Origin of the sequence: Arthrobacter sp. FW306-07-I, from assembly GCF_021800405.1 — a bacterium.
Lineage (GTDB): Bacteria > Actinomycetota > Actinomycetes > Actinomycetales > Micrococcaceae > Arthrobacter.
Genome location: NZ_CP084550.1, coordinates 3,200,725 through 3,227,503, shown reverse-complemented (window position 1 = coordinate 3,227,503; position 26,779 = coordinate 3,200,725). Strand labels below are relative to the sequence as shown.

The following is a 26,779-nucleotide window of genomic DNA, read 5'->3' as shown; positions in this document are numbered from 1 at the left end:
GGATTCCTTTGGGTGCGGGTGGCGCGGGAGTTAAGCGGCTGCGACGGCCTTGCCGGCGGGGTTTGTGCCAGCAGTAGTGGGCTTGGGCGTCTTGCGGTTCGTATGCAGGTACAGGAACAGCACCGGCAGGACGTAGAGGAGCCAGGCGCCCGCCTCGAGCCAAGTTGTGGCGGGGGAGAAGTTCAAGGTTCCCTTCAGCAGTGTCCCGTACCACGACGACGGCGGGACGGCGACGCTGATGTCGAAGGCCAGGGAGTGCAGCCCCGGAAGCAGGCCGGCTTCCTGGAGGTCGTGGATTCCGTAGGACAGGACGCCGCCGGCGATGATGACGAGGGCGGCACCGGTCCACGTGAAGAAGCGGGAGAGGTTCACTCTCAGGACGCCGCGGTGCAGCAGGTAACCGACGCCGGCCGCGGCAAGCAGGCCGAGGACGGCGCCGGCAAGCGGCTGCGTGGATTCGCCCGTGGCCTTGGCCGCCGCCCAAAGGAACAGCGCCGTTTCCAGGCCCTCACGTCCCACCGCGATGGCGGCAACCACGGCCAGGCCCCACCCGGTTCCATCGGCCGACTTATCGACGTGGGACTTCAAGTGGCTTCCGAGCGTCCGCGCGGTGCGGGCCATCCAAAAGACCATCCACGTGACCAGGCCTACGGCGAGAATGGAGAGGCCGCCGCCGATCGCCTCCTGTGCCTCAAAGGTGAGTCCCCTGGGACCGAAGGTGAGGAGCGCGCCGAAGCCGGCTGACACAGCCAGCGCCGCCGCAACACCTGCCCAGATGCAGGGGATGAGGTGGCGCCGGTCCGTCTTGGCCAAGTAGGCCATCAGGAGGACTACCACCAGGGTGGCTTCGAGTCCTTCGCGCAGGCCGATCAGGAAGTTGGCAGTCATGGAAGTTCTTTCACTCAGGTAAGCCTTACTTAGGAAGGCCTAAGAAAGAGATTACCCGGCAGGCGGTATTACGCAAACCAAACGTGGCGTAATTGGCGCTGGATTACGCCCGGGTCTGTTGCCCTGGGCTACCGTCTGGGTTGCTGCGACTCGACAACCCCCGGCACGCAAAAAGGCCGGCGCACCCCGTATATCGGGTGCGCCGGCCTTTTCCTGCAGCGCCGGGAACTATGGCGTCGATTACGACGCCGCGGCAGGACGGCTGCTAGCTGCGGAAGTTCACGAACTGCAGGTCGGCTTCGTCGAAGTCCTTCAGCAGGGCCATGGTGGCCTGCAGGTCGTCACGGGACTTGGAGGAAACGCGGAGTTCGTCGCCCTGGATCTGGGACTTGACGGACTTGGGGCCTTCGTCGCGGATCAGCTTGTTGATTTTCTTGGCCAGGTCCTGGGCGATGCCTTCCTTAATGGAGGCCTCGAGCCGGTATTCCTTGCCGGAAGCATAGGGCTCGCCGCTGTCCAGCGACTTGAGCGAGATGCCGCGCTTGATCAGCTTGGACTGGAAGACATCCAGGACAGCCTTGACGCGTTCCTCCGAGTTGGCCTTCATGAGGATTTTTTCGCCGCTGAAGTCGATCTCGGCGCCAACACCCTTGAAGTCATAGCGCTGGGCAATTTCCTTCTGGGACTGGTTGAGTGCGTTGGCCACTTCCTGCTTGTCCACCTTGCTTACGACGTCGAACGTTGACTCGCCTGCCATGACTCTCCTTTTGCTGATGGGAGCCCTGCGGGGGGACAGGGCCTGGATTCCTGCGTTCCAGCCTAATACGGATGCCGCGGCCGGTGGGATGCGCATTTCACAGTTCCCTCTCAGCGGAAGCACCGGCGGAATGAAGGAGCGGTGGCCAGAGTTGGACCAGAGGTACAGCAGTTGAAGGGATCATCGTCATGCGCCGCAAAGCCGCCCGTTACGTCACCCGCACCACTACGGCGGCAGCCGGGGCAGTGGCCACGGCCGCAACGTCAGTGGCCGCGGCAGCGGTGGCGGCGTCCATCGTCCTCAGCCCGGTGGCGGATGCTTCATCCCGGATGGACGGCGTGCGGGCCGACCTTCAGCGGGCCGTGCAGCTGAACCAGATCACTGAAGAACAGGCGCTCAGCTTTGAGGCCAAGCTGGGGGGCGCATTCTGGGCCAGGCATAAGTCCGGGTTTTTCGCGTGGTTCCAGGGCTTTTGAGGTGCTGCAGGCCCCGATTCGATTCTTCGGCGGAAGTTCTGTAAAGTTGTCTTGCCCGCGGTTACTGAAGCGGAAAGGACCGGAAACGGATCCTTCCGGACACTGCATCAACGGGTACTTCTTTTGAAGTTCGGCAGATTACCCGAGCGGCCAAAGGGGGCTGACTGTAAATCAGCTGGCAACGCCTACGGGGGTTCGAATCCCTCATCTGCCACCCAAGGAAAGCCTCCGGAACCAACAGGTTCCGGGGGCTTTTTCGTTGTCCGGTGTCCTGCTCCAGAGCGCCCAGGCAAGGCTCCTGCCGCCGTCGACACGATGTTGGGGCGGGCATAATCTGGAAGTATCGGCGCATGTGCTCCGATGCCCTGCGTCGATATCCCACATCGATGAAGGAGGATTCAATGAGTGCCGTACGCGAATTCATGACCACTGATGCCCGATGTGTCGGGGAAAGCGAGTCCCTTCTAAACGCGGCCCGTATGATGCGGGACCTCGATTGCGGAGCTCTTCCCATCTGCGGTGACGACGGCAAGCTGAAGGGCATGATCACCGACCGTGACATCGTGCTCAAGTGCGTCGCCGCCGGCCGTGACCCGGGCCAGACCATGGCCCGCGAGCTGGCCTCCGGCAAGCCGTACTGCGTCGACGCCGACGCCAACGTTGACGAAGCCATCCACATGATGGAGGAGCACCAGGTCCGCAGGCTCCCGGTGATCTCGGACCACAAGCTGGTGGGCATCATCAGCCAGGGCGACATTGCGCGCAACTACAACGAACAGCGCGTGGGTGAACTGGTGGAACACATCTCAGAACGCCACGGGGTCTAGCGCAGGCAACCATGGCCTTGTCCGCGGATCCAGCCCTTGAAGGTTCGGACCCGCGGACAAGCTTAAGAACTTCGCGGTTCAACAGGCCTAGTACAACCAGGTTCAGTTCAGCGCGATCAGGAGCATCGTGCTGGTTCCCGGGATGCAAGTCTGCAGGATGGCCCGGGGGAAGCCGCCGAAGACCGCGATGACGTCATTGGTGGTTCCCGGGTTGGGGACCGTGCCGCGCCCCGTCACCGTGTACGTGCCGTAGCCCGGAATGCTCACCGTCTCACCCACGCCGATTACGGAGAAGCGCGCCCACCCGCCGCAGAAATCGTGCTCGGTGATGAACAGCGAGTAGCCGTCATTCGGGGTGAAGTGGATGGGCCCTATGCAGGCGTCCACCATCGACTGACCCCCGGAGCCCGCAACGTAGATGGTGCGGACGGCAGGTGCTGCCGGGACAGCTACGGGCGCGGGAGCAGGAGCGGGTGCGGCTGCTGGAGCCGGGGCAGCGGCGGGCTCAGGTGCGGCAGCCGGTGCCGGTGCAGGCGCTGCTACCGCTACCGGCGGCCCGGTCAGCAGCAGCGTTTCGCCCGGGTAGATGATGCTGTAGGCGCTCAATCCGTTGGCTGCGAGCATCGCGTTCATGTCCACGCCACGGGACGCTGCAATCGCACCTACGGTGTCGCCGGCCACCACCGTGTACGAATTGGGATCGCCCGCGGGTGCGGGTGTGGGTGCCGGTTCGGAGACTGGCGCAGGTGCCGGTTCCGGTGCGGGGGCGGGGGCCGGGGCGGGTTCGGGCGCTGCGGGAGCGGGCGCTTCTGATGCCGGCGCAGGTGCTGCCTCCGCAGCCGGCGCAGCTCCCTTGGCCGCAACTGCCGCCACGGCATCGTCGCCGTCGGGGGTGCTTGGCGGCGCTGGCGCGGCGGTTTCTGCGACCTGGGCCGCCGGCGTCGTGCCACCGCTGAGCAAGGTGGGCGGCGCCGCCAGGGCGCCGACGCCCACTGCGGCCACCACCGCCGCCGTGGCCATGCCGGCCCACAGTTTGTTGCTGATTACCGGGCGGCCGGTGCTGAGGTCCGTGCGCGGTTCGTCGGTGGCGAAGCTTCTGCTGGTGCCGTCGGGGGAGGTGGATGTCTTCGGGTTCATGGGTTGCCCATCAGGTGTCGGTCCTGCCCGGGCATGCGAGGCACGCCGGGACTGGACGGAGCGAGATGTGATTGCACCGCCGGGCCCCGGCAAACGACGGAACCGGTGGCGGTACAGATTGGAGGCATCCGCACACCCAGAAAATGCAGAGCTCCGCGTGAAGGAAGGTCTCCCGGAAGCCACCCGGGGGACCTGCCAGTGCGTGTTGGTCCTAGGAACCCCGAGTCTAGGAATCGTGCCAAGGGGCGGGCACCAGTAGGACTTACCCGACTTTTCCGGCCCGGTACTCGCCTGCCCGGGGCCCGCTACTCAAGCAGCGACGGCCCGGTACTTGCCGTTACAGCGGGCGGTGTTCCCGCAGTTCAGCGACTTCCTGCCGCAACAGTGCGATCTCCGCCACCAGTTCCGCCACCTCAACCCGGACCGGTTCCTCCACCGCCTCGGCCACCGATTCAGCGGTGTCCTCAACGCGTTGGACCAGCCAGGACGCGATGGAGGCGGTAACTACACCCAGCACGGCGATCCCCTCATCATCAGCGCCGTGGCCACCAAGCGGCCGATGGGCGTCACCGGATACATGTCCCCGTAGCCCACGGTGGTGATGGTGGCGGTGGCCCACCAGAGGGCATCGCCAAACGTGGTGATCTTGGCCTCCGGCGCCCACTGCTCCACATCCAGCACGGCCAGCGCTCCCACGAAGACCAGCAGTGCAGCAGACGCCGCCACGTACGTCACTACCCGGCCGCGCAGGGTCTCGCCCACCGTCCGGTGCAGTACGGACAGCAGTGTCACCAGCCGCAGCAGCCGCAGGGGCCGGAAGAACGGCAGGGCCACGATCACCAGCTCATGCAGGTTTCGGATGAACCACTGCCGGCGCTTTTCCGCCAGCCACAGGTTTGCCGCATAGTCCAGGACAAAGACGCACCACGTCACCCACATGACGGCCTCGAGCCAGTCGGCCCAGCTGCCTTCAACCCGGCCGATCACCTGCCAGGCGTAGGCGCCCAGGAAGACAAGCGCGGTAGCCATCAGGGGCCACTCCGCCAAGTCCCGCTAACGTTGCTGCGTCATGCAGGAAATCCTACGGCGGTGGGCACGCCGGTCAGCAGCCTGCACAATGTTACTCGCGGGTAGCATTGGTCCATGCACCTGCTTCTGAGAACCTTGCTCCTGCTCTTCCGGTCGAAGCGTCGCCCGCCCCTCACGGTGTGGGAGGCGTCCTCCCTGCCCCTGCGCGTCCTGCCCACGGACATCGACATCGCCATGCACGTGAACAACGGCATGTACCTGTCCCTCATGGACCTGGGCCGGTTCGACCTGATGGTCCGCAGCGGCATCTGGCAGCGGATGCGCCGCCGGGGCTGGAGCCCGGTGGTGTCGGCCGAGACCATCTCCTTCCGCAAATCGCTGCAGCTGTGGCAGGACTACACCATCGAGACCCGCATCATCGGGCTGGACACCAAAGCGATCTTCTTCGAGCAGCGCATGGTGGCCGACGGCGAGATTTACGCCCGCGCCTACATCGCCACCCGGCTGGTCACCAAGACCGGTCCGGTCAGACAGGAGGAAATCCTCGCGGAATTCGGCGCCCCGCCGGCGGACCTCATGCTCCCCGAGTGGATCCACGAATGGCGTGCCGCCAGCGCCCTCCCCGGCAGCCGCACACCGGCCCCGCATCTCTGGAATGCCGACGCTTAAAGCCGGGTGCCGGCGTCGTCCTTCCTGCTATTCCCAATGACGCGGGGAGCGAACAGGCGCGACAGGGAGGGGCCGGGCGCGTACCGTGGACACATGGCTACCCTTGACATCACAGGTGAAAAGTTCGCATCCACGATCGAAGGCAACGACATTGTCCTGGTCGATTTCTGGGCAGAATGGTGCGGTCCCTGCAAGCAGTTCGGCCCCACGTATTCCGCGGTCTCGGAAAAGCACCCGGACGTCCTCTTCACCAAGGTGGACACCGAAGCTGAGCAGCAGCTCGCCGCGGAGGCGGGCATTACCTCCATCCCCACGTTGATGGCCTTCCGCGAAAAGGTGCTGGTGTTCTCGCAGCCCGGCGCCCTGAACGCCCAGCAGCTGGAACAGGTGGTGGACGCCGTGAAGGCGTTGGACATGGAAGAAGTCCACGCCCATGTGGCCAAGCAGCGGGAGGAAGCGGAAGCGGCGGCAAGCAAGCCCGCCGGATCCCAGGGCGGCACCCAGGACGGCACGCAGATCCCCGACTTCTAAGACTTGTCTTAAATCAAATGCGGGACCCCCCTTTGGAGGTCCCGCATTCTGTGTTTAAGGCGCTGCGCTAGACGCGTTCCACCTTGACCGGCTCGGCCAGCAGTGCGCTCAGCGACTCGTTCAGGTCCTGCACGGCGGTGCCCTTGGAGTGCTTGTCCAGATCTTCCTCGGACGCCCACTGCTCGGTCAAAACCAGCTTTTCCTCCGTGGCCTCGGTCAGCTCGTAACGGATGCAGCCGGGCTCCTTCACCACCTCATCGATCGCGATATCCAGGGCCAGTTTGACGCGGTGGAACTCGCCCTCGTTGGGGATGAACGTTGCTATCAGATCAATGGGTGCACTCATGGTTTTCACAATACCGGGCCCTGCTGATACCTCCGGTTCTGTTGCGTCCGTTTCCCCGCCTGTCGTCCTTCTCCTGCCGTGATCCTGTTGGTAGCGTGCCTTCATGCGTGCTTACACAGCCGGGGACACTGACGTCCCGCTCCTGGAGGAAACCATCGGCGCCAACTTCGAGCGGGTGGTGGCACGGTTTCCGCTCCATGACGCCCTGATCGAGGCCGCCCCGGTGCCGGGCGGTGACGCCCGCCGCTGGAGCTACACCAAGATGAACGACGACGTCGACCGGCTGGCACGCGCGCTCCTCGCCTTGGGCGTCGCCAAGGGGGAGAGGGTGGGCATCTGGAGCCCCAACTGCGCCGAGTGGACCCTGCTGCAGTACGCCACCGCCAAAGTCGGCGCCATCCTGGTCAACGTCAACCCGGCGTACCGCAGCCATGAACTCGAGTTCGTGGTCAAGCAGAACGGCATGCGAATGCTGGTCACGGCGCCGTCGGACAACAACAGCGACTACGTGGCCATGGCGCGCCAGGCCCTCCTGACCTGCCCGGACCTGCGGGAGCTCGTCTTCCTCCCGGACCACGGCCTGGACCCCCTCAAGGCCGGCAGCCCCCAAAGCGATGCCGAACTCACGTACGCCGAACTGCTCACCCGGGCGGACGGCGTCGCACATCCGGTACTAAAGGCCCGCATGGCCGAACTTTCTCCGCACGACCCCATCAACCTGCAGTACACCTCCGGCACCACCGGATTCCCCAAAGGCGCCACGCTGACGCACCACAACATCCTGAACAACGGCTTCGCCATCGGCGAGCTGCTGGGCTATACGGAACGTGACCGGGTGGTCATCCCCGTGCCGTTCTACCACTGCTTCGGGATGGTGATCGGCAACCTCAACGCGCTCAGCCACGGTGCCGCCACGATCATCCCGGGGCGCGGCTTCTCGCCCGCCGCGGCACTCGAGGCCGTCCAGGATTTTGCGGGCACGGCGCTGTATGGCGTGCCCACCATGTTCATCGCCGAGCTGGCCCTGCCCGACTTCGGGTCCTACGACCTCTCGACGCTGCGCACGGGCGTGATGGCGGGCTCGCTGTGCCCCATTGAGGTGATGAACCGGGTCATTTCGGAGATGAACATGGTGGACGTTGCCATTTGCTACGGCATGACCGAGACCTCGCCGGTGTCCACCATGACCCGCAAGGGGGACACTCTCCAGCAGCGCACCGAGACGGTGGGCCGGACCATGCCGCAGCTGGAAAGCCGGATCGTGGACCCTGCCACCGGCGAGGAGCTGGAACGCGGGCAGATCGGGGAACTCTGCACCCGCGGCTATGCCGTCATGGCGGGTTACTGGAACCAGCCGGAGAAGACGGCCGAGGCGATTGACTCCGACGGCTGGATGCACACCGGCGACCTGGCCCGCATGGACGACGACGGGTACGTGGTGGTGGAAGGCCGGATCAAGGACATGGTCATCAGGGGCGGCGAGAACATCTATCCCCGGGAGATCGAGGAGTTCCTGTACACCCACCCCGACATCCAGGACGTGCAGGTGATCGGGGTCCCGGATCCGCGGTACGGCGAGGAACTGATGGCCTGCGTCATCCTCAAGCCCGGCGCCGGCCCGCTGACCGCTGAGTCCCTTGCCGAGTTTTGCCGCGGCCGGCTGGCCCACTACAAGATCCCCCGGTACGTGGAAGTCCGCGAGAGCTTCCCGATGACGGTCTCGGGGAAGATCCGCAAGGTCCAGATGCGCGAGGAGGCCGTGGCCCGGCTGGGCCTCTAGGCGTTGACGCGGCGCCGGCGGCTGGTTCCCGCGCGGACGGCCACGACGGCCGCAATAGCCACTGCTGCCAGCGCCGTCAGGGCCAGGACCGCCCCGCTTTCCCACTGCGGCAGCGACAGCGTGCGGGTGCTGCCGCCGGTCGTCTCGCTGCGGGGGATGTTCCAGTCGTCCTGGGAGGGGAAGATGCCGGCCGGTAGCTTCTCCTGCTGGAGCTCCCGCTGGGCGGCCAGCCGGTCCCGGACCTCCTGGTTCGGAGCGGGCACGATCGTGTCCGCGACTACCGCGGCAGGAAGGTTCACGATGTACGGCTCACCGTAGAACGCGGAGGATGCCACCGATTCCAGCCAGGTGCCCGGCGGCGTTTCGACGCCGTGCCGTGCGAAGGCAGCACGCAGCATCTCCTGGATCTCGTCGAGGCCCCTGCCATCGGCGTCCCGGGTGACCTCAAAAATAGCCAGCTGAAGCCGTACCTTCTCGTCCCCCATCGGGTCCGCGACGGTGGGATCATCAGCGTTCGGGTCATCGGCGGTGGGATCCTGTGCGTCGGGGTCCAGGGCTGCGGGGTCGGCGGCTTGCCGCCCGCTGCTGGCCCGGTTCGTGCTGACTGGGTTGGTGCTCATGGGGTCTCTTCCGTCCTGTTCAGCATTCCGCCTCGCGGGCGGCCTTCACCCATGGCCGTACCCATTGCCCCGTGGATCAAGCGCCCAGGTTGAAAAGTGGGGCCGCGGAAAGGAACGCCGCTGGAAAGAGGGCCTGCGGTGCGCACGCACATCAGGCCCACGGGTCAGTGCCCGCGGTGGTCCTGGATGGTCATGCGCGGGCCGAAGGTGGGTTTGCGGAAGCCGGTGCTTTGGATCATCCGGACCACGCGCTGGCGGTGTCCCCGCCAGGGCTCCAGCAGCCGGAGCATCCCGGCGTCGTCCGTCCGGCGTCCGGTCAGTGCCGCCCCCACGTAGGACGCCAGGTGGTAATCGCCCACCGAAATCGAGTCAGGGCAACCATGGGTGCGCTGCACCACCTCGGCCGCAGTCCACACCCCGATGCCGGGGATCACCTGCATCTTCTCCGCTGCCTCAAGTGCCGGCAATACCGCAAGGCGTTCAAGCGCGACGGCGGAACGCAAAGCCCGCATGACCGTGGCGGAGCGCTGGGGTCCTACGCCCGCCTTGTGCCACTCCCAGCTGGGAATCTGCAGCCACTGCGCGGCGGTTGGCGGCACGACGAGGCCCGCCGGGGTGGATGATCCTGCCGGGGGAGCAGGCGTTCCATAGCGGTGCACCAGGTAGCGGTAGGCGCGCCGCGCCTCGATCACCGTCACCTTCTGTTCCAGGATGATCGGCACCAGCTGGTCCACCATGCGGCCGCTGGATGGCAGCCGGACCGACAGGCTGCGCCGCCGCGCCTCCCGGACAGTGTGGGGCAGAGTGGCGTGGAAGTCGGGGTCGTCGAAACTCCGCCAGTCGTCGTCCGCCCCCAGAAGCCGGGGTGCCGCCTGCACGGCGGCTGCGGCGCCCGGCCCCCACGCCTGGATGTCCACCAACGGTCCGCCTGCTTCGCCGCCGCCCGCCGGGGCGAGCCGCATGGTGGCCGGGCCGGCCGGCGTCGTAAATGCGTTCCAGATGACATCCCCCTGGACGCAGAACGAAGGATCACTGTTGCCACGCAGGAGCGGCGCAAGGGTGCGGGAAAGACTGTAGGGAGCTTCCGGACACCACCGCAGGGAGACGTCCGCCGCGGCCGCCAGCCGGGGAGGTGCGTCTGCGATCGTCATGCCTTCCATCGTCCCACGGACCACCGACAGCGGCGGGACCATCGGCCCTTCTGCGCTTTCCGGGCCCGGATTACGATCACCGCGTGGTACCCGGGCGACCGGCAGATGGCCGCGAATAACAAAACACGGAGGGCAATGATGGGCGGAGTAGTGCATTTCGAGATCCCCGCGGACGACCAGAAGCGGGCCAGGAAGTTCTACCAGGAGGCACTGGGCTGGCGGATCGAAGCGGTGCCGGGGATGGACTACAGCATGGTCATCACCACGGACATGGACGACGACGGCCAGCCGGCGGCCGCGGGCGCCATCAACGGGGGAATGATGGCCAGGGATGGCCAAATCACCACCCCGGTCATCACCGTCGACGTTCCGGACATCAACGCCACCCTCAAGAGCGTGGAGCAGCTGGGCGGCTCGGTGGTCATGCCCAAGAACGAGATTCCCGGAATGGGCTACACCGCGTACTTCAAGGACCCCGAGGGCAACGTCATTGGCCTGTGGGAGAACCTTCCCGGCGGAGACCGGGGCACAGGCAGCTGATCCCGCCGGCCTTAGGCCATACCGCTGACCAGCCACAGCGCCAGCACGGCCAGCGGCACGGTCGCCGCAACGGCCACCAGGCCCGCGGCGGCGAACCCGCCCCACCTGATAGGTACGTTCAGGACGCGTAGCCGCTCATGCCACAGGAGCGTTGCCAGCGAGGCCCATGGGGTCACCAGCGGGCCCAGGTTCACGCCAATCAGCAGGGCGGCCAGCCTGGCCGGCGAGCCCGCCACGGGTTCCAGCGCCAGGTAGGCGGGAAGGTTGTTGGCGGCGTTGGCCGCGCCGGCCCCCACTCCGGCCAGCTGCAGCAGTGCGGGCAGTGTGTCCCCGGACCCCGCGACACCGGCCAGCAGGGTGGTGAGGCCGTGCGAATGCAGGGTCTCCATCAGCATGAACAGACCCACCGTCAGCATCAGCGGCCGCCAGGGAACCATGGACCACCGCAGCACGGAGGGCCTGCGACGCAGGAAGACCACCAGCAGGACGGCGGCCGCGGCGAGCGCCGGGTACTGGACCGGCAACCCGGAGACCAACGCGGGCAGCAGGACCAGGAGCGTAATGGCGGCCGCCTTCAGCACGGTGGGGTCGCGAACAGGGTGCTCAGGCTGCGGCCCGTAGGTTCCGCGCAAATCGCGGCGGAAAGCCAGCCACAGCAGGACCAGCGGGACCAGCAGGCCAACTAGCGAAGGAGCCCAGACCAGTCCCGCGAAGCGCCACGGGCTTAGCCCCAGCCGGTCCTGGGCCAGGAGGTTGGTCAGGTTGGAGACCGGCAGCAGCAGGGAAGCGGTATTGGCCAGCCAGATGCTGGTCAGCGCGAACGGCAGCGGCGGGATGCGCGCATGGACCGCCAGCAGGACCACCACGGGCGTCACCAGCACGGCGGTGGTATCCAGGGACAGGAACACGGTGGACACCGTGGCCACCCCCACCACAAGGAGCCACAGCAGGAAGACCCGCCCCCGGCCCAGGGCGGCCAGCCGGTCCGTCACCACCCGGAACAGTCCTGCCTCGTCCACCAGGTCGGTGACCAGGGACATCGCCAGTACGAAGGCCAGGATGGGAATGGTTCGGGCAGCCAGCTCCCCGAATGCGGGCAGGGGGAGTACGCCAAGTGCCAGGCTGGCCAGGCCTGCTGCCAGGATGGCGCCGGGCAGCAGGTAGCTCCGGGCAGCTTTGAGCCATGCGAACTGCTTCACCGGCCTATCCTTGCACCCCGGGCAGGGAACGGCGCACAGGAAGCGGTAGCTTTGTACCTATGAAGTACGCCCAGTCCATCCTGGACCTCATCGGCAATACCCCGCTCATCAAACTCAACCATGTGACTGAGGGCATCAAAGCCACCGTCCTGGTCAAGCTGGAGTACCTGAATCCCGGCGGCTCCATCAAGGACCGCATCGCAGCCCAGATGATCGAGGACGCCGAACGCGAGGGCAAGCTGAAGCCCGGCGGCACCATCGTGGAGCCCACGTCCGGCAACACCGGCGTAGGCCTGGCCCTGGTGGCACAGCAAAAGGGCTACAAGTGCGTCTTCGTGGTGCCGGACAAGGTGGGCGAGGACAAGCGTGCCGTGCTGCAGGCCTACGGCGCCGAAGTGGTGGTCACGCCCACCTCGGTGCCGCCGGACAGCCCGCAAAGCTACTACGGCGTCTCGGACCGGATCACCCGCGAGACCCCGGGCGCCTTCAAGCCGGACCAGTTCTCCAACCCCGCCGCACCGGGCAGCCACTACAAGACCACGGGCCCGGAGATCTGGCGGGACACCGACGGCAAGGTCACCCACGTCGTTATTGGCGCCGGCACAGGCGGCACCATCACCGGCACCGGCCGCTACCTTAAAGAGGTTTCGGCTGACAGGCCGGAATCCGACGGCGGACTGGTCCGGATCATCGGCGCGGACCCCGCGGGGTCGGTCTACTCAGGAGGAACCGGGCGCCCGTACTTTGTTGAGGGCGTCGGCGAGGACATGTGGCCGGCGAACTACGACAAGACAATCCCGGACAACGTCATCGCGGTCACCGACGCCGACTCCTTCGCCATGACCCGCCGCCTGGCCCGGGAAGAGGGGCTGCTGGTGGGCGGTTCCTCGGGCATGGCGGTAGTAGCCGCGCTGCAGGCGGCCCGGGACCTGCCGGAAAGTGCCGTCGTCGTGGTCATCCTTCCCGACTCGGGCCGCGGCTACCTGGCCAAGATCTTCAACGACCAGTGGATGCGTTCCTACGGGTTCCTCTCCGGCGGTGAGGAAACCTCCGTGGGGGAGGTCATCAAGTCCAAGAACGGCGAGCTGCCGGACCTGGTGCACATCCACCCCAACGAGTCCGTCCGCGATGTCATCAACATCATGAACGAGTTTGGCGTCAGCCACATCCCGGTCCTGTCGCAGGAACCGCCCGTGGTCATGGGCGAGGTCCTGGGCGCCGTGGACGAGCGCACCCTCACCGCCAAGCTGTTCCGCGGCGAAGCCAAGCTCACGGACAAGATTTCCGAGCATATGGGCCCCAAGCTGCCCGTCATCGGATCGCTGGAAACCATCTCCGCCGCCAGGGAACTGCTCTCGGACTCGGACACCCTGATGGTCACGTTCGTGGGCGCCCCCGTGGGCATCCTCACCCGGCACGACCTGCTGGCCTACCTCAGCAACTGAACTGCCTGACCCGATCAGCCAACCCCGATAAGGAGCATCATGCCTGCCTCTGAAAACCAGGGTTTCAACACCCGCGCCGTTCACGCCGGCCAGGACTTCGAGCCCCGCACCGGGGCCGTAGTGCCGCCGCTGCACTTCAGCTCCACGTATGCGCAGGACGGCATCGGCGGCCTGCGCAGCGGCTACGAGTACGGCCGCGGCGCCAACCCCACCCGGGATGCGCTGCAGGAACAGTTGGCCGCGCTGGAACTGGGCACCCACGCCTACAGCTTCAGCTCCGGCCTCGCCGCGGAGGACGCCCTCATCCGTGCGCTGACCCGGCCCGGCGACCACATCGTGCTGGGCAACGACGCGTACGGCGGAACCTACCGGCTGATCAGCCGGGTGCTGGGCGATTGGGGGATCGGCAACACCCCGGTGGACATGGCCAACCTGGACAGGGTCCGCCGTGCGGTGGCTGCGCACAAGACCCGCTTCGTGTGGGTGGAGACGCCGTCCAACCCGCTGATGAAGATCACCGACATCGTGGCGCTCGCCGACATTGCGCACGACGCCGGCGCCCTCCTGGTCGTCGACAACACCTTCGCGTCCCCATACCTGCAGAACCCGCTCGCCCTGGGTGCCGACGTGGTGGTCCACTCCACCACCAAGTACATCGGCGGCCATTCGGATGTGGTGGGCGGCGCCGTCGTGGTCAAGGACGCGGAGCTGGCGGAGAAGATCGGCTTCGTCCAGTTCGCAGTCGGCGCCGTGTCCGGCCCCATGGACGCCTTCCTGACCACCCGCGGACTCAAGACGCTGGGCGTCCGGATGGACCGGCACAGCGAGAACGGGCAGGCCGTGGCCGAATGGCTGCTGGAACGCCCCGAGGTGGAGGCCGTCCTCTACCCGGGCCTGCCGAACCACCCGGGCCACGAGCTCGCCAAAAGGCAGATGCGCAAGTTCGGCGGCATGGTGTCCGTGCAGTTCAAGGGCGGTGAAGCTGCCGCCCGCAAGGTGGCCGAGTCAACGTCCGTGTTCACGCTGGCGGAGTCCCTGGGCGGGATCGAGTCACTGATGAACTACCCGTCCGAGATGACCCACGCGTCCGTCAAGGGCACCGAGCTGGCCGTCCCGGTCAACCTGCTGCGGCTCTCATGCGGCATCGAGGACAAGGAAGACCTGATCGCAGACCTGGACCAGGCGTTCACCTCCATCCCGTAGCCCACCCCCGCGAGATGCCACTCACCTCCGTCCCGTAGCCCACCCCCGCGAGATGCCACTCACCTCCGTCCCGTAGCCCACCCCCGCGAGATGCCACTTAATAGCAATGGTTGCGACCCGGACTGCCGTTAAGTGGCATTTCGCGGGAACCCTAGCTTTCTTGAAGAAAGTCAGCTAGCGTTCCCGTATGCCTCTTCGATCTGACTGGTCCCAACGCAGCTGCAGCATGGCCCGCGGCCTGGACATCCTGGGCGACCCCTGGAGCATCCTGGTGCTGCGCGAGGTCTTCTTTGGCAACGGGCGCTTCGACGCCATGAAGGACCGGCTGGAGGTGGCGGATTCCGTCCTCACCAAGCGCCTGGCAGGCCTGGTTGAGGCCGGACTGCTGGAGAAGAAGGCATATGACGACGGCGGCCGCATCCGCCAGGAGTACGTCCTCACCACCAAGGGTGAGGACGCGCTCCCGGTCCTCAACGCGGTCACCATCTGGGCGGAGAAGCACTTGCCTGCGCCCTCGGACCAGGCGCACCTCCACGTCATCCACACCGGCTGCGGCAAACCCACTACCTCGGCAGACACCTGCACGGAATGCGGGGAACGGCTGACGGCGGCGAACACCAGCTGGCACAGCCGGGCCAGGTCGGAGCATCCCATCCCGTTGTCCACCGCGTCCGGAAAAGAAACTGCGGCATGAGCACCGTGCCGGAGGAAGCCCGCGAAGTTCCTGCTGGTTCTGCTGCCCTTCCCTCACCGCCACGTAAGCGCATGCGCCTGCATCCTGCCTGGATCGTTGCCGCCGTGGCGTTCCTGGCACTCGTTGGGGCGGCCGGATTCCGCGCGGCGCCTGGTGTCCTCATGGTCCCGCTCCAGCAGGAGTTCGGCTGGTCCACCACCGTGCTGTCCGCGGCCGTGAGCATCAACCTGGTGCTCTTCGGCCTGACCGCCCCGTTCGCCGCCGCCCTGATGGAACGGTTCGGCGTCCGGGCCGTCACCGCAACAGCCCTGGTGCTGATCGGCATGGGCAGTGCCTTGACCGTGCTGGTGAACCAGTCCTGGCAGATCCTGTTGACGTGGGGGCTGCTAATCGGCCTGGGGACCGGTTCCATGGCCCTTGTCTTTGCCGCCACGGTCGCCAACACCTGGTTCACCAGGAGCCGCGGTTTGGTGATCGGCATCCTCACCGCCGGCAGCGCGGCCGGACAGCTGGTCTTCCTGCCCTTCATCGCCATGCTCGCCCAGGACCCCGGGTGGCGGCAGGCCTCCCTGCTGATCGCCGCCGGTGCGCTCGCCGTGGTTCCGCTGGTGCTGAAGTTCCTCAAGAACTCACCGGCCGAGGCGGGGGTCCTGCCCTACGGCGAGAAGCCGGCCGGCGTGGCCGCCCAGCCGCCGGAAACCGCAACGGTTCCGGGTGGCCGCCCGCGTGCCAACGCCGCGGTCCGCGCCCTGCAGGTGCTGCGCCGCGCCAGCAAGGTCAGGACCTTCTGGGCGCTTGCAGCCGGGTTCGCCATCTGTGGCGCCACCACCAACGGCCTGATCGGCACCCACTTCATCCCCTCCGCCCACGACCACGGCATGCCGGAAACCACGGCAGCGGGGCTGCTTGCCGTCGTCGGGATTTTCGACATCATCGGAACCATCGCCTCCGGCTGGCTGACCGACCGCTTCAACCCCCGCATCCTGTTGGCCGTCTACTACCAGTTCCGCGGCATCGGCCTGCTGGTGCTTCCGCTGCTGCTGAACGCCGAGGTGCAGCCCAGCATGATCGTGTTCGTGGTAATTTACGGCCTGGACTGGGTGGCCACTGTTCCGCCCACGGCTGCCATCTGCCGGGAGACGTTCGGTGCGGACGGCAGCGTGGTGTTCGGCTGGGTCTTCGCCGCCCACCAGCTCGGCGCCGCCGCGGCCGCCATCGTTGCCGGCGCCCTGCGCGATGCCACCGGGCACTACACCTACGCGTGGCTGGGGGCGGCGGCCATGTGCACCATCGCCGCGGTCATCAGCGCCACCATCCGCCGGCACAAAGGGTCGCAGGAACCGACGGCAGCGGCGGAGCCGGCAGCGGCCTGAGCAGTGTGGGACCTGTGAGCAGTGCGGCACAGGACAGTCCCCGCCGCCAGCCGCCGCTAGGCTGGTCGGATGGAATCCCAATCATCCGTCCCCGCCCGCCCCGTCGCCCTGGTCACCGGCGTGGGGCGCCTGGCCAGTATCGGCGCCGGTATTGCCCGGCAGCTGGCCGCGGACGGCTGGGACCTGGTCCTCTCCTACTGGGCCGACTACGACGCCCGCATGCCCTGGGGGAGCGAACCCGAGGACGTTGTCAGGCTTACCGCCGAGCTTGAGGCCATCGGCGCCAAAGTGCACGTCCTGTCGGCCGACCTGCAGGACCCCGGCGTCCCGGACCGGCTGGTGGCGGAAGCTGCACAGCTGGCCGGGCCACTGCAGGGCCTGGTGCTGAGCCACGCGGAATCCGTGGATTCCGGGCTGCTGGACACCACCATTGAATCCTTTGACCGGCACTTCGCCGTGAACACCCGCGCCAGCTGGCAGTTGATTGCCGCCTTCGCACGCCAGGCAACGGACGACGGCGGCGCGATCGTTGCGCTGACCAGCGACCACACAGCGTTCAACCTTCCCTACGGTGCCTCAAAGGGTGCCTTGGACCGGATCGTGATTGCCGCCGCACGTGAACTGGGTCCGCAGGGGATCTCGGCAAACGTGCTGAACCCGGGTCCGGTTGATACCGGGTGGATGACCCCCGACGTCCATGAAGAGCTCACCGCGCAGCAGCCCACCGGCCGCCTGGGCACCCCTGCCGACGTCGCCGGGACCGTTGCGTTCCTGCTCTCGCCGGCAGGCCGCTGGGTGTCGGGCCAGCTGATCAAGGCCGACGGCGGCTTCTCGGCCTGACTGGCCGGGGCCGGACCTCGGCCCACGTCCCGGGCCCCCAACTAGCTCGCAGTTGTTGTCGTTATGCGTCGCCAAAACGGCAACAACTGCGAGTCAGTTGGGGGAGGGGTCAGTGGAAGGCGCCCAGGCCGGTGATGTGCCGGCCCAGGATCAGGGTGTGCACCTCGTCGGTGCCCTCATAGGTTTGTACCGATTCGAGGTTGGCGGCATGCCGCAGGGGTGAGTAGTCGGTGGTGATGCCGTTGCCGCCCAGGATGGACCGCGCCTCCCGTGCCACGGCAATGGCCTCGCGCACGTTGTTGAGCTTGCCCAGCGAGATCTGCTCGGGCCTGATGGCTCCCGCGTCCTTGAGGCGTCCCAGGTGCAGGGCCAGCAGCGTGCCCTTCTGGATTTCCACCAGCATGTTCACCAGCTTCTCCTGCGTAAGCTGGTAGCCGGCCAGCGGCTTGCCGAACTGGAGCCGGTCCTGCGAGTAGGCCAAGGCCGCCTCATAGGAATCGCGGGCCGCGCCCATGGCGCCCCACGCGATGCCGTACCGGGCCTCATTCAGGCAGGTGAACGGGCCGCGCAGTCCCCGCGCTCCCGGCAGCAGGGCCTCGGGACCCAGGCGGACGTCGTTGAACACCACGTCGCACTGGATGGAGGCGCGCATGGACAGCTTCTGCGTGATGGCCCTGGCGGTCACGCCGGGGGTTCCGGCCGGCACCAGGAAGCCGTGCACGCCGTCGTCCGTCATGGCCCAGACCACCATGACGCCCGCAACTGACGCCAGCCCGATCCAGCACTTGGTCCCGTTCAGGACCCAACCGGCGTCGTCTCCGGTGCCGTCGCGCTGCGCAACTGTGGCCATGGACGCCGGGTCCGAACCGGCCGTGGGCTCGGTCAGGGCAAAACACCCAATGACCTCGCCGGCTGCCATCCGGGGCAGCCACTCCTGCTTCTGTTCTTCCGAGCCCCACGTGTGGATGGCTGTCATGGCCAGCGAACCCTGGACGGACACGAACGTGCGGATCCCGGAATCGCCGGCTTCCAGCTCCATCGCGGCAAGGCCATATTCGACGGCGGAGCGGCCGGGGCAGCCGTAGCCTTCCAGGTGCATCCCCAGCACGCCCAACTCACCCAGTTCCGTAGCCAGCTCCAGGGGGAAGACGGCGTCCTCATACCAGCGGGCTATCTCCGGCTTGATGCGCTGGCTGGTGAAATCCCGGACCTTTTGCCGGAGTTCCAGTTCCTCCGCTGACAGCAGTGAATCGAGGTTCAGGACGTCTGACAGGCCGGCCGCCGCGGCTTCAGCAGTCAATTCTTCGCCCGTCATTCGGTCACCTCATTTCTCAACCAGGAAGTAGCCGCGGGTGGCGGGCAGGAACCGGCAGGCGGCGGCCAGCACCACGCCCAGCGCCAGCAGCACCACTCCGCTCACAAACGCGCCGCCGACGCCGAAGATCTGCGTATCGCCGTACGCCGGGTCCCACATCTGCACTGCCGAGATGAAGAACGCGGCGGTCAGCAGCAGCGCGCCCACCAAGGGGAGGATGCCGCGGAACCAGAGGTTGCGGGCCGATTCCCGCAGGGTTCCGCGGAAGTACCAGAAGCAGGCGAAGCCGGTCAGGGCGTAGTAGAAGGCGATAAACAGGCTGATGGCGCTGATGGAGTCCGCCAGCAGGTTTTCGCTCAGGAAGCTCATGGCCACGTAGTAGGCGGCCGCAGCACCGCCCATCACCTGCGTGGAGAACCCGGGGGTCTGGTTGCGCGGGTGCACCTCTGCGAACTTGGCCGGCAGGGCTCCGTGGACGCCCATGGACAGGGTGCCGCGGGCGGTGGGCAGGATGGTGGTCTGGGTGGAGGACAGCACCGAGGCCAGGACCGCGACGACGATCAGCCAGCCCCACGGCCCCAGCACCACGTCCTTCATGGCCAGAAACACGTCGTCCTTGTTCGCCTCGTTGCCCAGCCCGATGCCCTCGGAGCCCACCGTGGCGTACATCATCACCAGGAGCGCCACGGAAACGTAGATGGCCACCAGCACGAAGGCCGAGATCACGGCGCCGCGGCCGGGGGTCTTGGAGGGGTCCTCGGTTTCCTCGTTCACGGCCAGGCAGGTATCCCACCCCCAATAGATGAACAGGGCCAGCAGCGCCCCGTGCACCACGGCGCCGGGGTCGGTGAAGGCGCCCACGGGGTTGAACCACTCAAAGTCGAAGGCCTGGCCTTCTGGAGCGCCCCCAACGATCCGCACCACAATGGCCAGCGCGAAAATGCCCAGGGCAATGTACTGGACGTAGGTCAGGACGCGCTGCACGTGCTCGCCCAGCCGGATCCCGCGGTAGTTCACCACGGTCATCAGCACGATGAACAGCAGCCCCGTCCCGGTGACCAGAACCTTGTTCTGCGCCAAGGACCCGTCGCCCACCAGCAGCCACAGGTATTGCCCGGCCACCTGGGCCAGGTTGGCCAGGACCACGATCCCGGCGAGCGCGACACCCCAGCCACCCAGCCAGCCGGCCCAGGGGCCGAAGGCCTGGCGGGACCAGGTGAACGTGGTGCCGCAGTCCGGGATGGCGCTGTTGAGCTCGCGGAAGGCGTAGGCGATGAACAGGACCGGGACGAAGCCCAGCAGGAGGATCAGGGGAGTGTAGTTGCCGTTGACCGCAACGATCAGGCCCAGGGTGGCGGCCAGTGAGTACACCGGCGCGGTGGAGGCCAGTCCCAGCATCACCGAGTCGCCCAGGTCCAGGATCCCGGCCCGCAGCCCCTTGGCCGGCACCGGGGTGCCCGGTCCGCCTCCGGAGGCGCCCGTCGTCGTCATGTCCGTACTCATAGGGTGATACCTGCCTTGGTGGAGTCGGCCACCGCTGAAAGCGGCGCCGGCGCGTCGATCGTGTTGGGGACGAAGCGGCAGAAGTAGTCCGTGACCGGTCCGTCGGATTCGCGGATGCCGCAGCCCACGGACTCGCCGTCCACCACCCAGAGCCCCAGGACGGGACGGTTGCCGTCGAAATCCGGCAGCGGGTGGTATTGCTGGTAGCACCAACCCTCGCGGCCGTACCCGCCGGGCTGCTCCAGGTTGATGCCGTCCGCGTGGATGCGGATGTTGTCGCCTTCGCGGCCGTGCAGCGGCTTGGCCACCCATTCCTTCAGCGGCCCCGGATCGGTGAGGTACGCCGGCAGCAGGTTGGGGTGGTTGGGGTAAAGGTGCCACAGCGCGGCCAGCAGGGCCTTGTTGGAGAGCAGCATCTTCCAGGCAGGTTCCACCCAGCGCGGGTTGTGGGCACGCTCCAGCAGCCGCGGGCCGAACTCCTCCTTCATCATCAGCTCCCAGGGATAGAGCTTGAAGATGGTGCTGATCAGGTAGTTGTCCAGGTCCACGAAGCGGTTGAGGTTGGGGTCCCACCCGATATCGGACATATTGATGCCGATGGTGGTCCAGCCGGCCTGGCTGGCAACATCGCGCATGTACGCGGCAGTCATCCAGTCCTCGCCGGATTCCTCAACTTCCGAATGGGCAACGTGCAGAGTGCTCATTCCCGTGCGGTACTGGAATTTCTTCCACTGCCGGATCAGGGCCTCGTGGATGCCGTTCCACTGGTCCTTCTCCGGGTGGACGTCCTGCAGCCAGAACCACTGGGCCACGGCGGCTTCGATCAGCCCGGTGGGGGTGTCGGCGTTGTATTCGAGCATCTTTGCCGGCCCGCCCTGGCCGCCATAGATGAAGTCGAACCTGCCGTAGACGTCCACGTCGCCCGCCTGCAGGGATTCCGTCGCCAGTTCCAGGGCCTGCGGACCGATGCCGATGCTGCCCATGGCGCCGGTGGCCAGGAACTTGGCGGCCTCCAGGCACATCCGGTGCATGTCTTCGGCCACCACTTCGAGGGCCTCCACCTCGTCCATGGTGAATTCGTAGTACGCCGATTCGTTCCAGTACTCAATGCGGCGCCCGTCATCCATGGTGGTGGTGGAGAAGACCAGGCCCTGTTCTTCGATCTTTTGCTTCCAGCCCGGCCGGGGCTCAGACAACATTCTCTTCATCCGTCAGCCCCCCGAAACCTTGCCGCCGCCGCCGCTCGAACCGCTCTTGGCGCTTGACCCGAAACCGCCGCGGCTGACCGTGCCGCCCTTGCTGCTGTAGCCCGTGGAGGCCTTGGCCCCGCTGGGAACGGTCCGCGTGTAGTTGGGCGCCGTGGACCGGTTCTGGCCGATGGCCGGAACGCTGGCTCCGCGCGAGTAGAAGTACCAGGCGTAGATGCCGCCGCCGCGGCCTGCTGAGCTGTCGCAGCTCCTGTCCTCCACGCGCTCGCCGGTCTCATCGTTGAAGCACACCTGGGCGTACTCGGGATCGTCCTCGTTGCTGGCCACCACGGCCGTGATGGTGCCGGCCAGGAGGGCGGTGACGCCGAGGCCCACCACCACTGCGCGGCGCTGGGAGCGCTTCTTCCGCGCCGCAGCATTGTCGAGCTGCTTTTCCCGCTCGCGCGCAAACGGGTCCACGGGGGTGACGGGTTCGTTGAGGAGATCAGGACGCAGCTCAGGCTTGGGCACCTGCCACGGCGGCGGCTTGGCGGCGCTGCCCGCGCCGCTGGTTCCCGGGATGTTGTTAGCCCCGCTCGGCGGCCCTTCCTCCGGGTCCCCTTGCGGGATCTTCTGGTTCGAGTCCACGGCGTCCCCCTCAGTTATCCGCACGATTTGGGCGCAGCACTGCCCCCAATGCAAGTCTCGACTCAGCGTAGTCCCTGCCGGTGCCGCCTGCGAGTAGGAACGCAGTGCGGCAGCAGGGGAGAACTGCCCATGGCCGGCAGGCGGGGGTGGATCCCAAGGGGACCCTAGACTGATGCCATGGAATCAGGTTCTGTCCTTGCTGTCTGCCGCGTCCACCAGCTCCTGGGAGACCAGGGCAGCGTGGGCGTCACCGCCATCGACAAGCGCCCGGCCGATGGGCCCGTCAAGGTCCACAAGCTGGGCCTCCGCGGGGACATCCAGGCCAACAGGGCACACCATGGCGGGGAGGACCAGGCCGTCTACGCCTACTCCCAGGCCGACGCCGATTACTGGGCCGGCGCACTGGGCCGTGAGCTGCCGCCGGGCGTCTTCGGTGAGAACCTGCGGGTATCCGGCATCGAAGCCACGCACGCGGTGATCGGGGAGCGCTGGAAGGTGGGGTCCGGCGTCGAACTTGAAGTCACCTCCCCACGCACCCCCTGTGCAACGTTCCAGCGCCGGATGAAGGAGCCGCAGTGGGTGAAGCGGTTCACCGACGAGGGGAGGGTGGGGACATACCTGCGCGTCATCCGCACCGGCAGCATCCGGGCCGGCGACACCATCGAGCGGACCTTCGTCCCGCGCCACGGCATCACCATCGGCAGGTGGTTCAGTGAACCGGACGCGGAGGTCATTGCGGCCCTGCGCGGTGCAGAGGCCGACGGCGAGATCCGGCTCCAGGACGAGTACCACGTCAGGTTTGAGGTACTGCTGCGGCGGCTGGCGCGGTAGCCCGTCTTGCCCGAGTGCCGCCCACGGCGTGCTGTGTGCGCAAGCTCACCGCCGCCGTCGCCCGCTCGATTAGCGCCGCGGCGCCTGCGTGCCCTACACTTGAAACATCCCCCACTCCGGAAATCCCTTATTCCTGCCCAATTTTTGAGGCAGGACTGGCAAGTGTTGGGGCCCGCACAAGCGATGCGGGCATTTTCATAGGGAGAGCCGGCTAAAGAGAAACGCTGTACAGACTGCTGGGATAGCAGCCAAGAGATGCAGCGCGAAGTCCTGCCATGGGATTGCGAAAGCGCCGGACTTCTGTGACCGGCCGGTCAACGTTTGCCCGGCACCATCGGCACGTGTACTGCGGCTCCGCTCACCTTGGGTAGTGCCGCCTGGCCCCCTATGGATGAGGAATCTCCCTATGCCCGAAAACCAGAACGAAACCACCGCTGAAGCAGCAACTGCCAGCATCGAATTCACCGAGCCCGCTGCCCCCGCAGCTGAGGTTCCTGCCGCTGAGGCCGTCGCGGCCCCTGCCGAAGCCCCCGCCGCCAAGGCGCCGGAATCCGACGAGGAAGAAGGCGTCAAGTTCGCCGACCTCGGCATCGACGCCCGCGTCCTTGCCGCCCTCCAGGATGTCGGGTACGAGAAGCCGTCCCCCATCCAGGCAGCCACCATCCCGCTGCTGCTCGAAGGCCGCGACGTGGTGGGCCTGGCACAGACCGGTACCGGCAAGACTGCAGCATTCGCAGTGCCGGCACTGTCCCGCCTGGCCGAACTCCACGACCTCAACGGCCCGTCCCGCAAGACCCAGGCCCTGGTCCTGGCCCCCACCCGCGAGCTGGCACTCCAGGTTGCCGAGGCGTTCACCTCCTACGCCAAGCACATCGATGACTTCACCGTGCTGCCCGTCTACGGCGGCTCCGCCTACGGTCCCCAGCTGGCCGGCCTGCGCCGCGGCGCCCAGGTGGTTGTGGGTACCCCCGGCCGCGTGATCGACCACATCTCCAAGGGTTCCCTGGACCTGTCCGAGCTGCAGTACCTGGTACTGGACGAGGCTGACGAGATGCTGCGCATGGGCTTCGCCGAAGACGTGGAGCAGATCTTCCAGCAGACGCCGTCGGACCGCCAGGTGGCACTGTTCTCCGCCACCATGCCCAGCCAGATCCGGCGCATGTCCAAGCAGTACCTGAATGATCCGGCCGAGATCTCCGTCAAGTCCAAGACCACCACCGGTGCCAACACCCGCCAGCGCTACCTGCAGGTCATGGGCCCGCACAAGCTGGACGCGATGACCCGCATCCTTGAGGTGGAAGAGTTCGACGGCGTCATCGCCTTCGTCCGCACCAAGATGGCCACCGAGGACCTGGCTGACAAGCTGAAGTCGCGCGGCTTCCAGGCTGCCGCCATCAACGGCGACATCCCCCAGCAGCAGCGTGAGCGCACCGTCGACGCGCTGAAGGAAGGCCGCATCGATATCCTCGTTGCTACCGACGTCGCTGCCCGCGGCCTGGACGTGGAGCGCATCAGCCACGTCATCAACTACGACATCCCGCACGACACCGAGTCCTACGTGCACCGCATTGGCCGCACCGGCCGTGCAGGCCGTTCCGGTGACGCCATCCTGTTCATGACGCCGCGGGAGAAGTACCTGCTGCGCTCCATTGAAAAGGCCACCCGCCAGCCGGTGGAGCAGATGCACCTGCCCACAGCGGAAACCGTGAACACGCTTCGCCTGGGCAAGTTCGCCGAGCGCATCACCGAGACCCTCGCCTCCGAGGACGTCTCCGCGTTCCGTGACCTCATCGCCTCCTACGAGGAAGAGCACAAGGTGCCGGCAGCAGAAATCGCTGCGGCACTGGCCGTCATGGCCCAGGGCGGCCAGCCGCTCCTGGTCAAGGAACTGCCCGCTGCTCCTGAATTCCAGAAGCGCGAGCGGTCCAAGGACGGCTTCGGCTCCCGTGGGCCGACCCGTGCACTGACCGAGGGCAACGCCACCTACCGTATCGCGGTGGGCCGGCGTCAGCGGGTCATGCCCGGCTCGATCGTGGGCGCTATCGCCAACGAGGGTGGCATCTCCTCCGCGCAGATCGGCGGCATCGACATTCGCTCGGACCACTCCCTGGTGGAGCTGCCCGCGGACCTCAGCCCTGAGCAGCTGCGCGCACTGTCCCGCACCCGGATCGGCGGCGAGCTGATCCACCTGGAGCTGGACAACGGCCGCAAGCCGTCCGGTGACCGCGGCGCCTACCAGGGCAACCGCGGTGGCGACCGTGGAGGCAACTTCAAGGGCAATGGCGGGTTCAAGAAGGAATTCCGGAAGAACGACGGCGAGCGCACCTCCGCTGACCGCGGCGGACGTTCGTACAGCGAGCGTTCCGAGCGTTCCTTCGGTGACCGCAAGCCGCGGACCGAGGGCGGCTTCAAGCCCCGCAACAAGTGGTAACCACGTTTAGCTAAGCAACACCCGGACGGGCCGGCTCATCGCGAGCCGGCCCGTCCTTTTTGTTCAGACTCTTTGCGCGAAGTAGTCTTCGTCACATCTGGGTCCGGAGGGGTCCCGCCGCCGTCGCTGCGGAGGCCTCGGGTACCGCTACATCCCTGATCTGGCGGGGATTTTGGGGGTTCGGGTTCGCCGGCCGCGCCGATTTGTTGGTGCGGAAATCTTCCGGTAGAGTATTTACTCGTTGCCCCCCTAGCTCAGTGGTAGAGCGCGTTCTTGGTAAGAACGAGGTCACCGGATCGATTCCGGTGGGGGGCTCTGAATGAGGGCCTGCGTCAAGGCGGTTTGACCGGCTTGACGCAGGTTTTTCTCATTCGTGGCGGTGTAGCTCAGTTGGTTAGAGCGCACGACTCATAATCGTGAGGTCGGGAGATCGAGCCTCCCCACCGCTACAGGCTAAGCCCCCAGGATCGCATGATCCCGGGGGCTTTCTTGTTTCCCTGATTCCCAGTAGCTTTGCAGCAGGCTGCGGATGGGGGATTCGGTGGACTTTTTCACGGCAGTGATGGATCCGTTCCGGTGGCTGGTGTCTGCCATCCTGGTGGCTTTCCATGACGGACTGGCTGCGGCAGGCATGCCGGCATCCGGTGGCTGGACGTGGACGCTGGCCATCATCGGGCTGGTCCTGGTCATCCGCGCCGCGCTGATCCCGGTGTTCCTGGCACAGGTCCGTGCCCAGCGCAGGATGCGGCTCCTGCAGCCGGAGCTGAAGGAGCTCCAAGACCGGTACAAGGGCCGGACGGACCAGGCGTCCCGGCAGGCCATGGCCCAGGAGCAGATGGCGCTGTACAAGAAACACGGCACCAACCCGTTCTCCGCCTGCCTGCCGCTGCTGATCCAGGCGCCGTTCTTCCTTGCCCTGTTCCAGGTGCTGTCCGGGATCTCCAACGCGTCGCGGCAGGGCGAAGGCATTGGGGCGCTAAGCCATGACCAGGTGCTCCAGTTCGAATCCGCCAGTATCTTTGGTGTGCCGCTGTCCGCCTCTTTGCTGCACGGCAGCGGCGGCGGTGGCCCCGCCGCCGTGGCCGTGCTCGCCGTCGCCATGATCCTGGTGATGATTGCCTGCCAGTTCCTCACCCAGAAACTCGTGGCTTCCCGGAGCTTTGCCGGGCAGGACAGCGACAACCCCCTGATGCGCCAGCAGAAGGTCCTCCTCTACGTCCTGCCGCTGGTCTTCGGCCTGGGCGGAATCTTCTTCCCCATCGGCGTCCTGGTCTATTGGACGGTCTCCAACCTCTGGACCCTGGGGCAACAGTTCCTGGTGTCCCGGGAGCCTATCCAGAACTGATGTCCAGCGGCAGA

24 protein-coding genes, 3 tRNA genes and 2 pseudogenes are annotated in these 26,779 nt (G+C 66.6%); 17 read left to right on the top strand and 12 right to left on the bottom strand.

Going from position 1 to position 26,779, the window contains the following annotated elements; genetic code table 11:
- Nucleotides 1-30: 30 nt before the first annotated feature.
- Both efeU and LFT46_RS14945 read right to left on the bottom strand, forming a co-directional pair.
- Complete coding sequence (efeU, locus tag LFT46_RS14950; protein ID WP_236799188.1) at nucleotides 31-888, bottom strand: iron uptake transporter permease EfeU; 858 nt, start codon at nucleotides 886-888, stop codon at nucleotides 31-33.
- 265 nt (nucleotides 889-1,153) lie between these two features.
- On the bottom strand, nucleotides 1,154-1,645 hold the full coding sequence (locus tag LFT46_RS14945) for a YajQ family cyclic di-GMP-binding protein (RefSeq protein ID WP_009357171.1): 492 nt from the start codon (nucleotides 1,643-1,645) through the stop codon (nucleotides 1,154-1,156).
- Between the two features lie 188 nt (nucleotides 1,646-1,833).
- Between LFT46_RS14945 and LFT46_RS14940 the strand changes: the two are divergent.
- The 3 genes and pseudogenes from LFT46_RS14940 (at nucleotide 1,834) to LFT46_RS14930 (ending at nucleotide 2,948) form a co-directional block, all read left to right on the top strand.
- Nucleotides 1,834-2,087, top strand: a pseudogene (locus LFT46_RS14940) (hypothetical protein).
- A gap of 166 nt (nucleotides 2,088-2,253) precedes the next feature.
- Nucleotides 2,254-2,335: transfer RNA gene (locus LFT46_RS14935), tRNA-Tyr, on the top strand.
- A gap of 187 nt (nucleotides 2,336-2,522) precedes the next feature.
- Nucleotides 2,523-2,948, top strand: a complete 426-nt coding sequence (locus LFT46_RS14930) for a CBS domain-containing protein (RefSeq protein WP_236820221.1) — start codon at nucleotides 2,523-2,525, stop codon at nucleotides 2,946-2,948.
- Between the two features lie 102 nt (nucleotides 2,949-3,050).
- On the opposite strand, the gene LFT46_RS14925 is transcribed toward LFT46_RS14930, so the two are convergent.
- Complete coding sequence (locus LFT46_RS14925) at nucleotides 3,051-4,085, bottom strand: LysM peptidoglycan-binding domain-containing protein (protein ID WP_236820220.1); 1,035 nt, start codon at nucleotides 4,083-4,085, stop codon at nucleotides 3,051-3,053.
- A gap of 337 nt (nucleotides 4,086-4,422) precedes the next feature.
- Nucleotides 4,423-5,114 (bottom strand): annotated as a pseudogene (locus LFT46_RS14915) (potassium channel family protein).
- A 114-nt stretch (nucleotides 5,115-5,228) separates the two neighbouring features.
- On the opposite strand from LFT46_RS14915, the gene LFT46_RS14910 reads away from it, so the two are divergent.
- Entirely contained in the window at nucleotides 5,229-5,783 is a 555-nt protein-coding gene (locus LFT46_RS14910) for an acyl-CoA thioesterase (RefSeq protein WP_236820217.1), read from the top strand.
- 93 nt (nucleotides 5,784-5,876) lie between these two features.
- Complete coding sequence (locus tag LFT46_RS14905; RefSeq protein ID WP_236799181.1) at nucleotides 5,877-6,314, top strand: thioredoxin family protein; 438 nt, start codon at nucleotides 5,877-5,879, stop codon at nucleotides 6,312-6,314.
- 67 nt (nucleotides 6,315-6,381) lie between these two features.
- Here the strand turns inward: LFT46_RS14905 and LFT46_RS14900 are convergent, their stop codons facing one another.
- Nucleotides 6,382-6,660 carry a putative quinol monooxygenase gene (locus LFT46_RS14900; RefSeq protein WP_142133016.1) on the bottom strand — a complete coding sequence of 93 codons (279 nt, stop codon included), beginning with the start codon at nucleotides 6,658-6,660 and terminating at the stop codon, nucleotides 6,382-6,384.
- Nucleotides 6,661-6,763: 103 nt separating this feature from the next.
- On the opposite strand from LFT46_RS14900, the gene LFT46_RS14895 reads away from it, so the two are divergent.
- Nucleotides 6,764-8,440: an AMP-binding protein gene (locus tag LFT46_RS14895; protein WP_236820216.1), complete on the top strand. Its 1,677-nt coding sequence runs from the start codon at nucleotides 6,764-6,766 to the stop codon at nucleotides 8,438-8,440.
- On the opposite strand, the gene LFT46_RS14890 is transcribed toward LFT46_RS14895, so the two are convergent.
- Together LFT46_RS14890 and LFT46_RS14885 are read right to left on the bottom strand one after the other, a co-directional pair.
- Entirely contained in the window at nucleotides 8,437-9,060 is a 624-nt protein-coding gene (locus tag LFT46_RS14890; RefSeq protein ID WP_236820215.1) for a hypothetical protein, read from the bottom strand. The genes LFT46_RS14895 and LFT46_RS14890 overlap by 4 nt on opposite strands.
- A 164-nt stretch (nucleotides 9,061-9,224) precedes the next feature.
- Nucleotides 9,225-10,211 (bottom strand): DNA-3-methyladenine glycosylase family protein, encoded by a 987-nt coding sequence (locus LFT46_RS14885; RefSeq protein ID WP_236799178.1) that lies wholly within the window; start codon nucleotides 10,209-10,211, stop codon nucleotides 9,225-9,227.
- 135 nt (nucleotides 10,212-10,346) lie between these two features.
- Between LFT46_RS14885 and LFT46_RS14880 the strand changes: the two genes are divergently transcribed.
- The gene (locus LFT46_RS14880) at nucleotides 10,347-10,751 is read left to right on the top strand and encodes a VOC family protein (RefSeq protein ID WP_236820214.1); all 405 of its coding nucleotides are present in this window, start codon (nucleotides 10,347-10,349) and stop codon (nucleotides 10,749-10,751) included.
- A gap of 11 nt (nucleotides 10,752-10,762) precedes the next feature.
- Here the strand turns inward: LFT46_RS14880 and LFT46_RS14875 are convergent, their stop codons facing one another.
- The gene (locus LFT46_RS14875; protein ID WP_236820213.1) at nucleotides 10,763-11,950 is read right to left on the bottom strand and encodes an SLC13 family permease; all 1,188 of its coding nucleotides are present in this window, start codon (nucleotides 11,948-11,950) and stop codon (nucleotides 10,763-10,765) included.
- 59 nt (nucleotides 11,951-12,009) lie between these two features.
- On the opposite strand from LFT46_RS14875, the gene LFT46_RS14870 reads away from it, so the two are divergent.
- From LFT46_RS14870 to LFT46_RS14850, 5 genes are all read left to right on the top strand, one after another.
- On the top strand, nucleotides 12,010-13,395 hold the full coding sequence (locus tag LFT46_RS14870) for a cystathionine beta-synthase (protein ID WP_236820212.1): 1,386 nt from the start codon (nucleotides 12,010-12,012) through the stop codon (nucleotides 13,393-13,395).
- 39 nt (nucleotides 13,396-13,434) lie between these two features.
- Nucleotides 13,435-14,598, top strand: coding sequence for a cystathionine gamma-synthase (locus LFT46_RS14865; protein WP_236799175.1), 1,164 nt, complete (start codon nucleotides 13,435-13,437; stop codon nucleotides 14,596-14,598).
- A 187-nt stretch (nucleotides 14,599-14,785) separates the two neighbouring features.
- Nucleotides 14,786-15,292, top strand: a complete 507-nt coding sequence (locus LFT46_RS14860; RefSeq protein ID WP_236820211.1) for a winged helix-turn-helix transcriptional regulator — start codon at nucleotides 14,786-14,788, stop codon at nucleotides 15,290-15,292.
- Nucleotides 15,289-16,665, top strand: a complete 1,377-nt coding sequence (locus LFT46_RS14855; protein WP_236820210.1) for an MFS transporter — start codon at nucleotides 15,289-15,291, stop codon at nucleotides 16,663-16,665. Before LFT46_RS14860 ends, LFT46_RS14855 begins: the two co-directional genes overlap by 4 nt.
- A gap of 69 nt (nucleotides 16,666-16,734) precedes the next feature.
- Nucleotides 16,735-17,505 carry an SDR family oxidoreductase gene (locus LFT46_RS14850; RefSeq protein WP_236820209.1) on the top strand — a complete coding sequence of 257 codons (771 nt, stop codon included), beginning with the start codon at nucleotides 16,735-16,737 and terminating at the stop codon, nucleotides 17,503-17,505.
- A gap of 109 nt (nucleotides 17,506-17,614) precedes the next feature.
- On the opposite strand, the gene LFT46_RS14845 is transcribed toward LFT46_RS14850, so the two are convergent.
- Genes LFT46_RS14845 through LFT46_RS14830 form a run of 4 tightly spaced genes read right to left on the bottom strand, consistent with a single transcriptional unit; the run spans nucleotide 17,615 to nucleotide 22,158 of the window.
- Nucleotides 17,615-18,820, bottom strand: coding sequence for an acyl-CoA dehydrogenase family protein (locus LFT46_RS14845; RefSeq protein ID WP_236820208.1), 1,206 nt, complete (start codon nucleotides 18,818-18,820; stop codon nucleotides 17,615-17,617).
- Nucleotides 18,821-18,829: 9 nt separating this feature from the next.
- Nucleotides 18,830-20,323, bottom strand: coding sequence for an APC family permease (locus LFT46_RS14840; protein ID WP_236799170.1), 1,494 nt, complete (start codon nucleotides 20,321-20,323; stop codon nucleotides 18,830-18,832).
- Entirely contained in the window at nucleotides 20,320-21,531 is a 1,212-nt protein-coding gene (locus tag LFT46_RS14835) for a glutathionylspermidine synthase family protein (RefSeq protein ID WP_236820207.1), read from the bottom strand. The genes LFT46_RS14840 and LFT46_RS14835 overlap by 4 nt, the downstream gene beginning before the upstream one ends.
- A 3-nt stretch (nucleotides 21,532-21,534) precedes the next feature.
- Nucleotides 21,535-22,158: a Tat pathway signal protein gene (locus LFT46_RS14830; RefSeq protein WP_236799168.1), complete on the bottom strand. Its 624-nt coding sequence runs from the start codon at nucleotides 22,156-22,158 to the stop codon at nucleotides 21,535-21,537.
- A 177-nt stretch (nucleotides 22,159-22,335) separates the two neighbouring features.
- Here LFT46_RS14830 and LFT46_RS14825 point away from each other — a divergent pair, with 177 nt between their 5' ends.
- The 5 genes from LFT46_RS14825 (at nucleotide 22,336) to yidC (ending at nucleotide 26,765) form a co-directional block, all read left to right on the top strand.
- Nucleotides 22,336-22,989: an MOSC domain-containing protein gene (locus tag LFT46_RS14825; RefSeq protein WP_236820206.1), complete on the top strand. Its 654-nt coding sequence runs from the start codon at nucleotides 22,336-22,338 to the stop codon at nucleotides 22,987-22,989.
- Nucleotides 22,990-23,395: 406 nt separating this feature from the next.
- Nucleotides 23,396-25,420, top strand: coding sequence for a DEAD/DEAH box helicase (locus LFT46_RS14820; RefSeq protein ID WP_236820205.1), 2,025 nt, complete (start codon nucleotides 23,396-23,398; stop codon nucleotides 25,418-25,420).
- Between the two features lie 243 nt (nucleotides 25,421-25,663).
- Nucleotides 25,664-25,735 (top strand) — tRNA-Thr (locus LFT46_RS14815).
- A gap of 60 nt (nucleotides 25,736-25,795) precedes the next feature.
- A tRNA-Met gene (locus LFT46_RS14810) sits at nucleotides 25,796-25,869 on the top strand.
- A gap of 92 nt (nucleotides 25,870-25,961) precedes the next feature.
- On the top strand, nucleotides 25,962-26,765 hold the full coding sequence (yidC, locus tag LFT46_RS14805) for a membrane protein insertase YidC (RefSeq protein WP_236799165.1): 804 nt from the start codon (nucleotides 25,962-25,964) through the stop codon (nucleotides 26,763-26,765).
- The last annotated feature ends 14 nt before the right edge of the window (nucleotides 26,766-26,779 follow it).

What these genes read in the sequence shown, in the direction of transcription:
- LFT46_RS14925 (WP_236820220.1), bottom strand. Translation starts at nt 4,085, where the DNA reads ATGAACCCGAAGACATCCACCTCCCCCGACGGCACCAGCAGAAGCTTC.
- LFT46_RS14890 (WP_236820215.1), bottom strand. Translation starts at nt 9,060, where the DNA reads ATGAGCACCAACCCAGTCAGCACGAACCGGGCCAGCAGCGGGCGGCAA.
- LFT46_RS14835 (WP_236820207.1), bottom strand. Translation starts at nt 21,531, where the DNA reads ATGAAGAGAATGTTGTCTGAGCCCCGGCCGGGCTGGAAGCAAAAGATC.
- LFT46_RS14855 (WP_236820210.1), top strand. Translation starts at nt 15,289, where the DNA reads ATGAGCACCGTGCCGGAGGAAGCCCGCGAAGTTCCTGCTGGTTCTGCT.
- LFT46_RS14825 (WP_236820206.1), top strand. Translation starts at nt 22,336, where the DNA reads ATGGAATCAGGTTCTGTCCTTGCTGTCTGCCGCGTCCACCAGCTCCTG.
- LFT46_RS14930 (WP_236820221.1), top strand. Translation starts at nt 2,523, where the DNA reads ATGAGTGCCGTACGCGAATTCATGACCACTGATGCCCGATGTGTCGGG.
- LFT46_RS14870 (WP_236820212.1), top strand. Translation starts at nt 12,010, where the DNA reads ATGAAGTACGCCCAGTCCATCCTGGACCTCATCGGCAATACCCCGCTC.
- LFT46_RS14850 (WP_236820209.1), top strand. Translation starts at nt 16,735, where the DNA reads ATGGAATCCCAATCATCCGTCCCCGCCCGCCCCGTCGCCCTGGTCACC.
- LFT46_RS14945 (WP_009357171.1), bottom strand. Translation starts at nt 1,645, where the DNA reads ATGGCAGGCGAGTCAACGTTCGACGTCGTAAGCAAGGTGGACAAGCAG.
- LFT46_RS14860 (WP_236820211.1), top strand. Translation starts at nt 14,786, where the DNA reads ATGCCTCTTCGATCTGACTGGTCCCAACGCAGCTGCAGCATGGCCCGC.
- efeU (WP_236799188.1), bottom strand. Translation starts at nt 888, where the DNA reads ATGACTGCCAACTTCCTGATCGGCCTGCGCGAAGGACTCGAAGCCACC.
- LFT46_RS14845 (WP_236820208.1), bottom strand. Translation starts at nt 18,820, where the DNA reads ATGACGGGCGAAGAATTGACTGCTGAAGCCGCGGCGGCCGGCCTGTCA.
- LFT46_RS14910 (WP_236820217.1), top strand. Translation starts at nt 5,229, where the DNA reads ATGCACCTGCTTCTGAGAACCTTGCTCCTGCTCTTCCGGTCGAAGCGT.
- LFT46_RS14840 (WP_236799170.1), bottom strand. Translation starts at nt 20,323, where the DNA reads ATGAGTACGGACATGACGACGACGGGCGCCTCCGGAGGCGGACCGGGC.
- LFT46_RS14895 (WP_236820216.1), top strand. Translation starts at nt 6,764, where the DNA reads ATGCGTGCTTACACAGCCGGGGACACTGACGTCCCGCTCCTGGAGGAA.
- LFT46_RS14885 (WP_236799178.1), bottom strand. Translation starts at nt 10,211, where the DNA reads ATGACGATCGCAGACGCACCTCCCCGGCTGGCGGCCGCGGCGGACGTC.
- LFT46_RS14905 (WP_236799181.1), top strand. Translation starts at nt 5,877, where the DNA reads ATGGCTACCCTTGACATCACAGGTGAAAAGTTCGCATCCACGATCGAA.
- LFT46_RS14880 (WP_236820214.1), top strand. Translation starts at nt 10,347, where the DNA reads ATGATGGGCGGAGTAGTGCATTTCGAGATCCCCGCGGACGACCAGAAG.
- LFT46_RS14865 (WP_236799175.1), top strand. Translation starts at nt 13,435, where the DNA reads ATGCCTGCCTCTGAAAACCAGGGTTTCAACACCCGCGCCGTTCACGCC.
- LFT46_RS14820 (WP_236820205.1), top strand. Translation starts at nt 23,396, where the DNA reads ATGCCCGAAAACCAGAACGAAACCACCGCTGAAGCAGCAACTGCCAGC.
- LFT46_RS14900 (WP_142133016.1), bottom strand. Translation starts at nt 6,660, where the DNA reads ATGAGTGCACCCATTGATCTGATAGCAACGTTCATCCCCAACGAGGGC.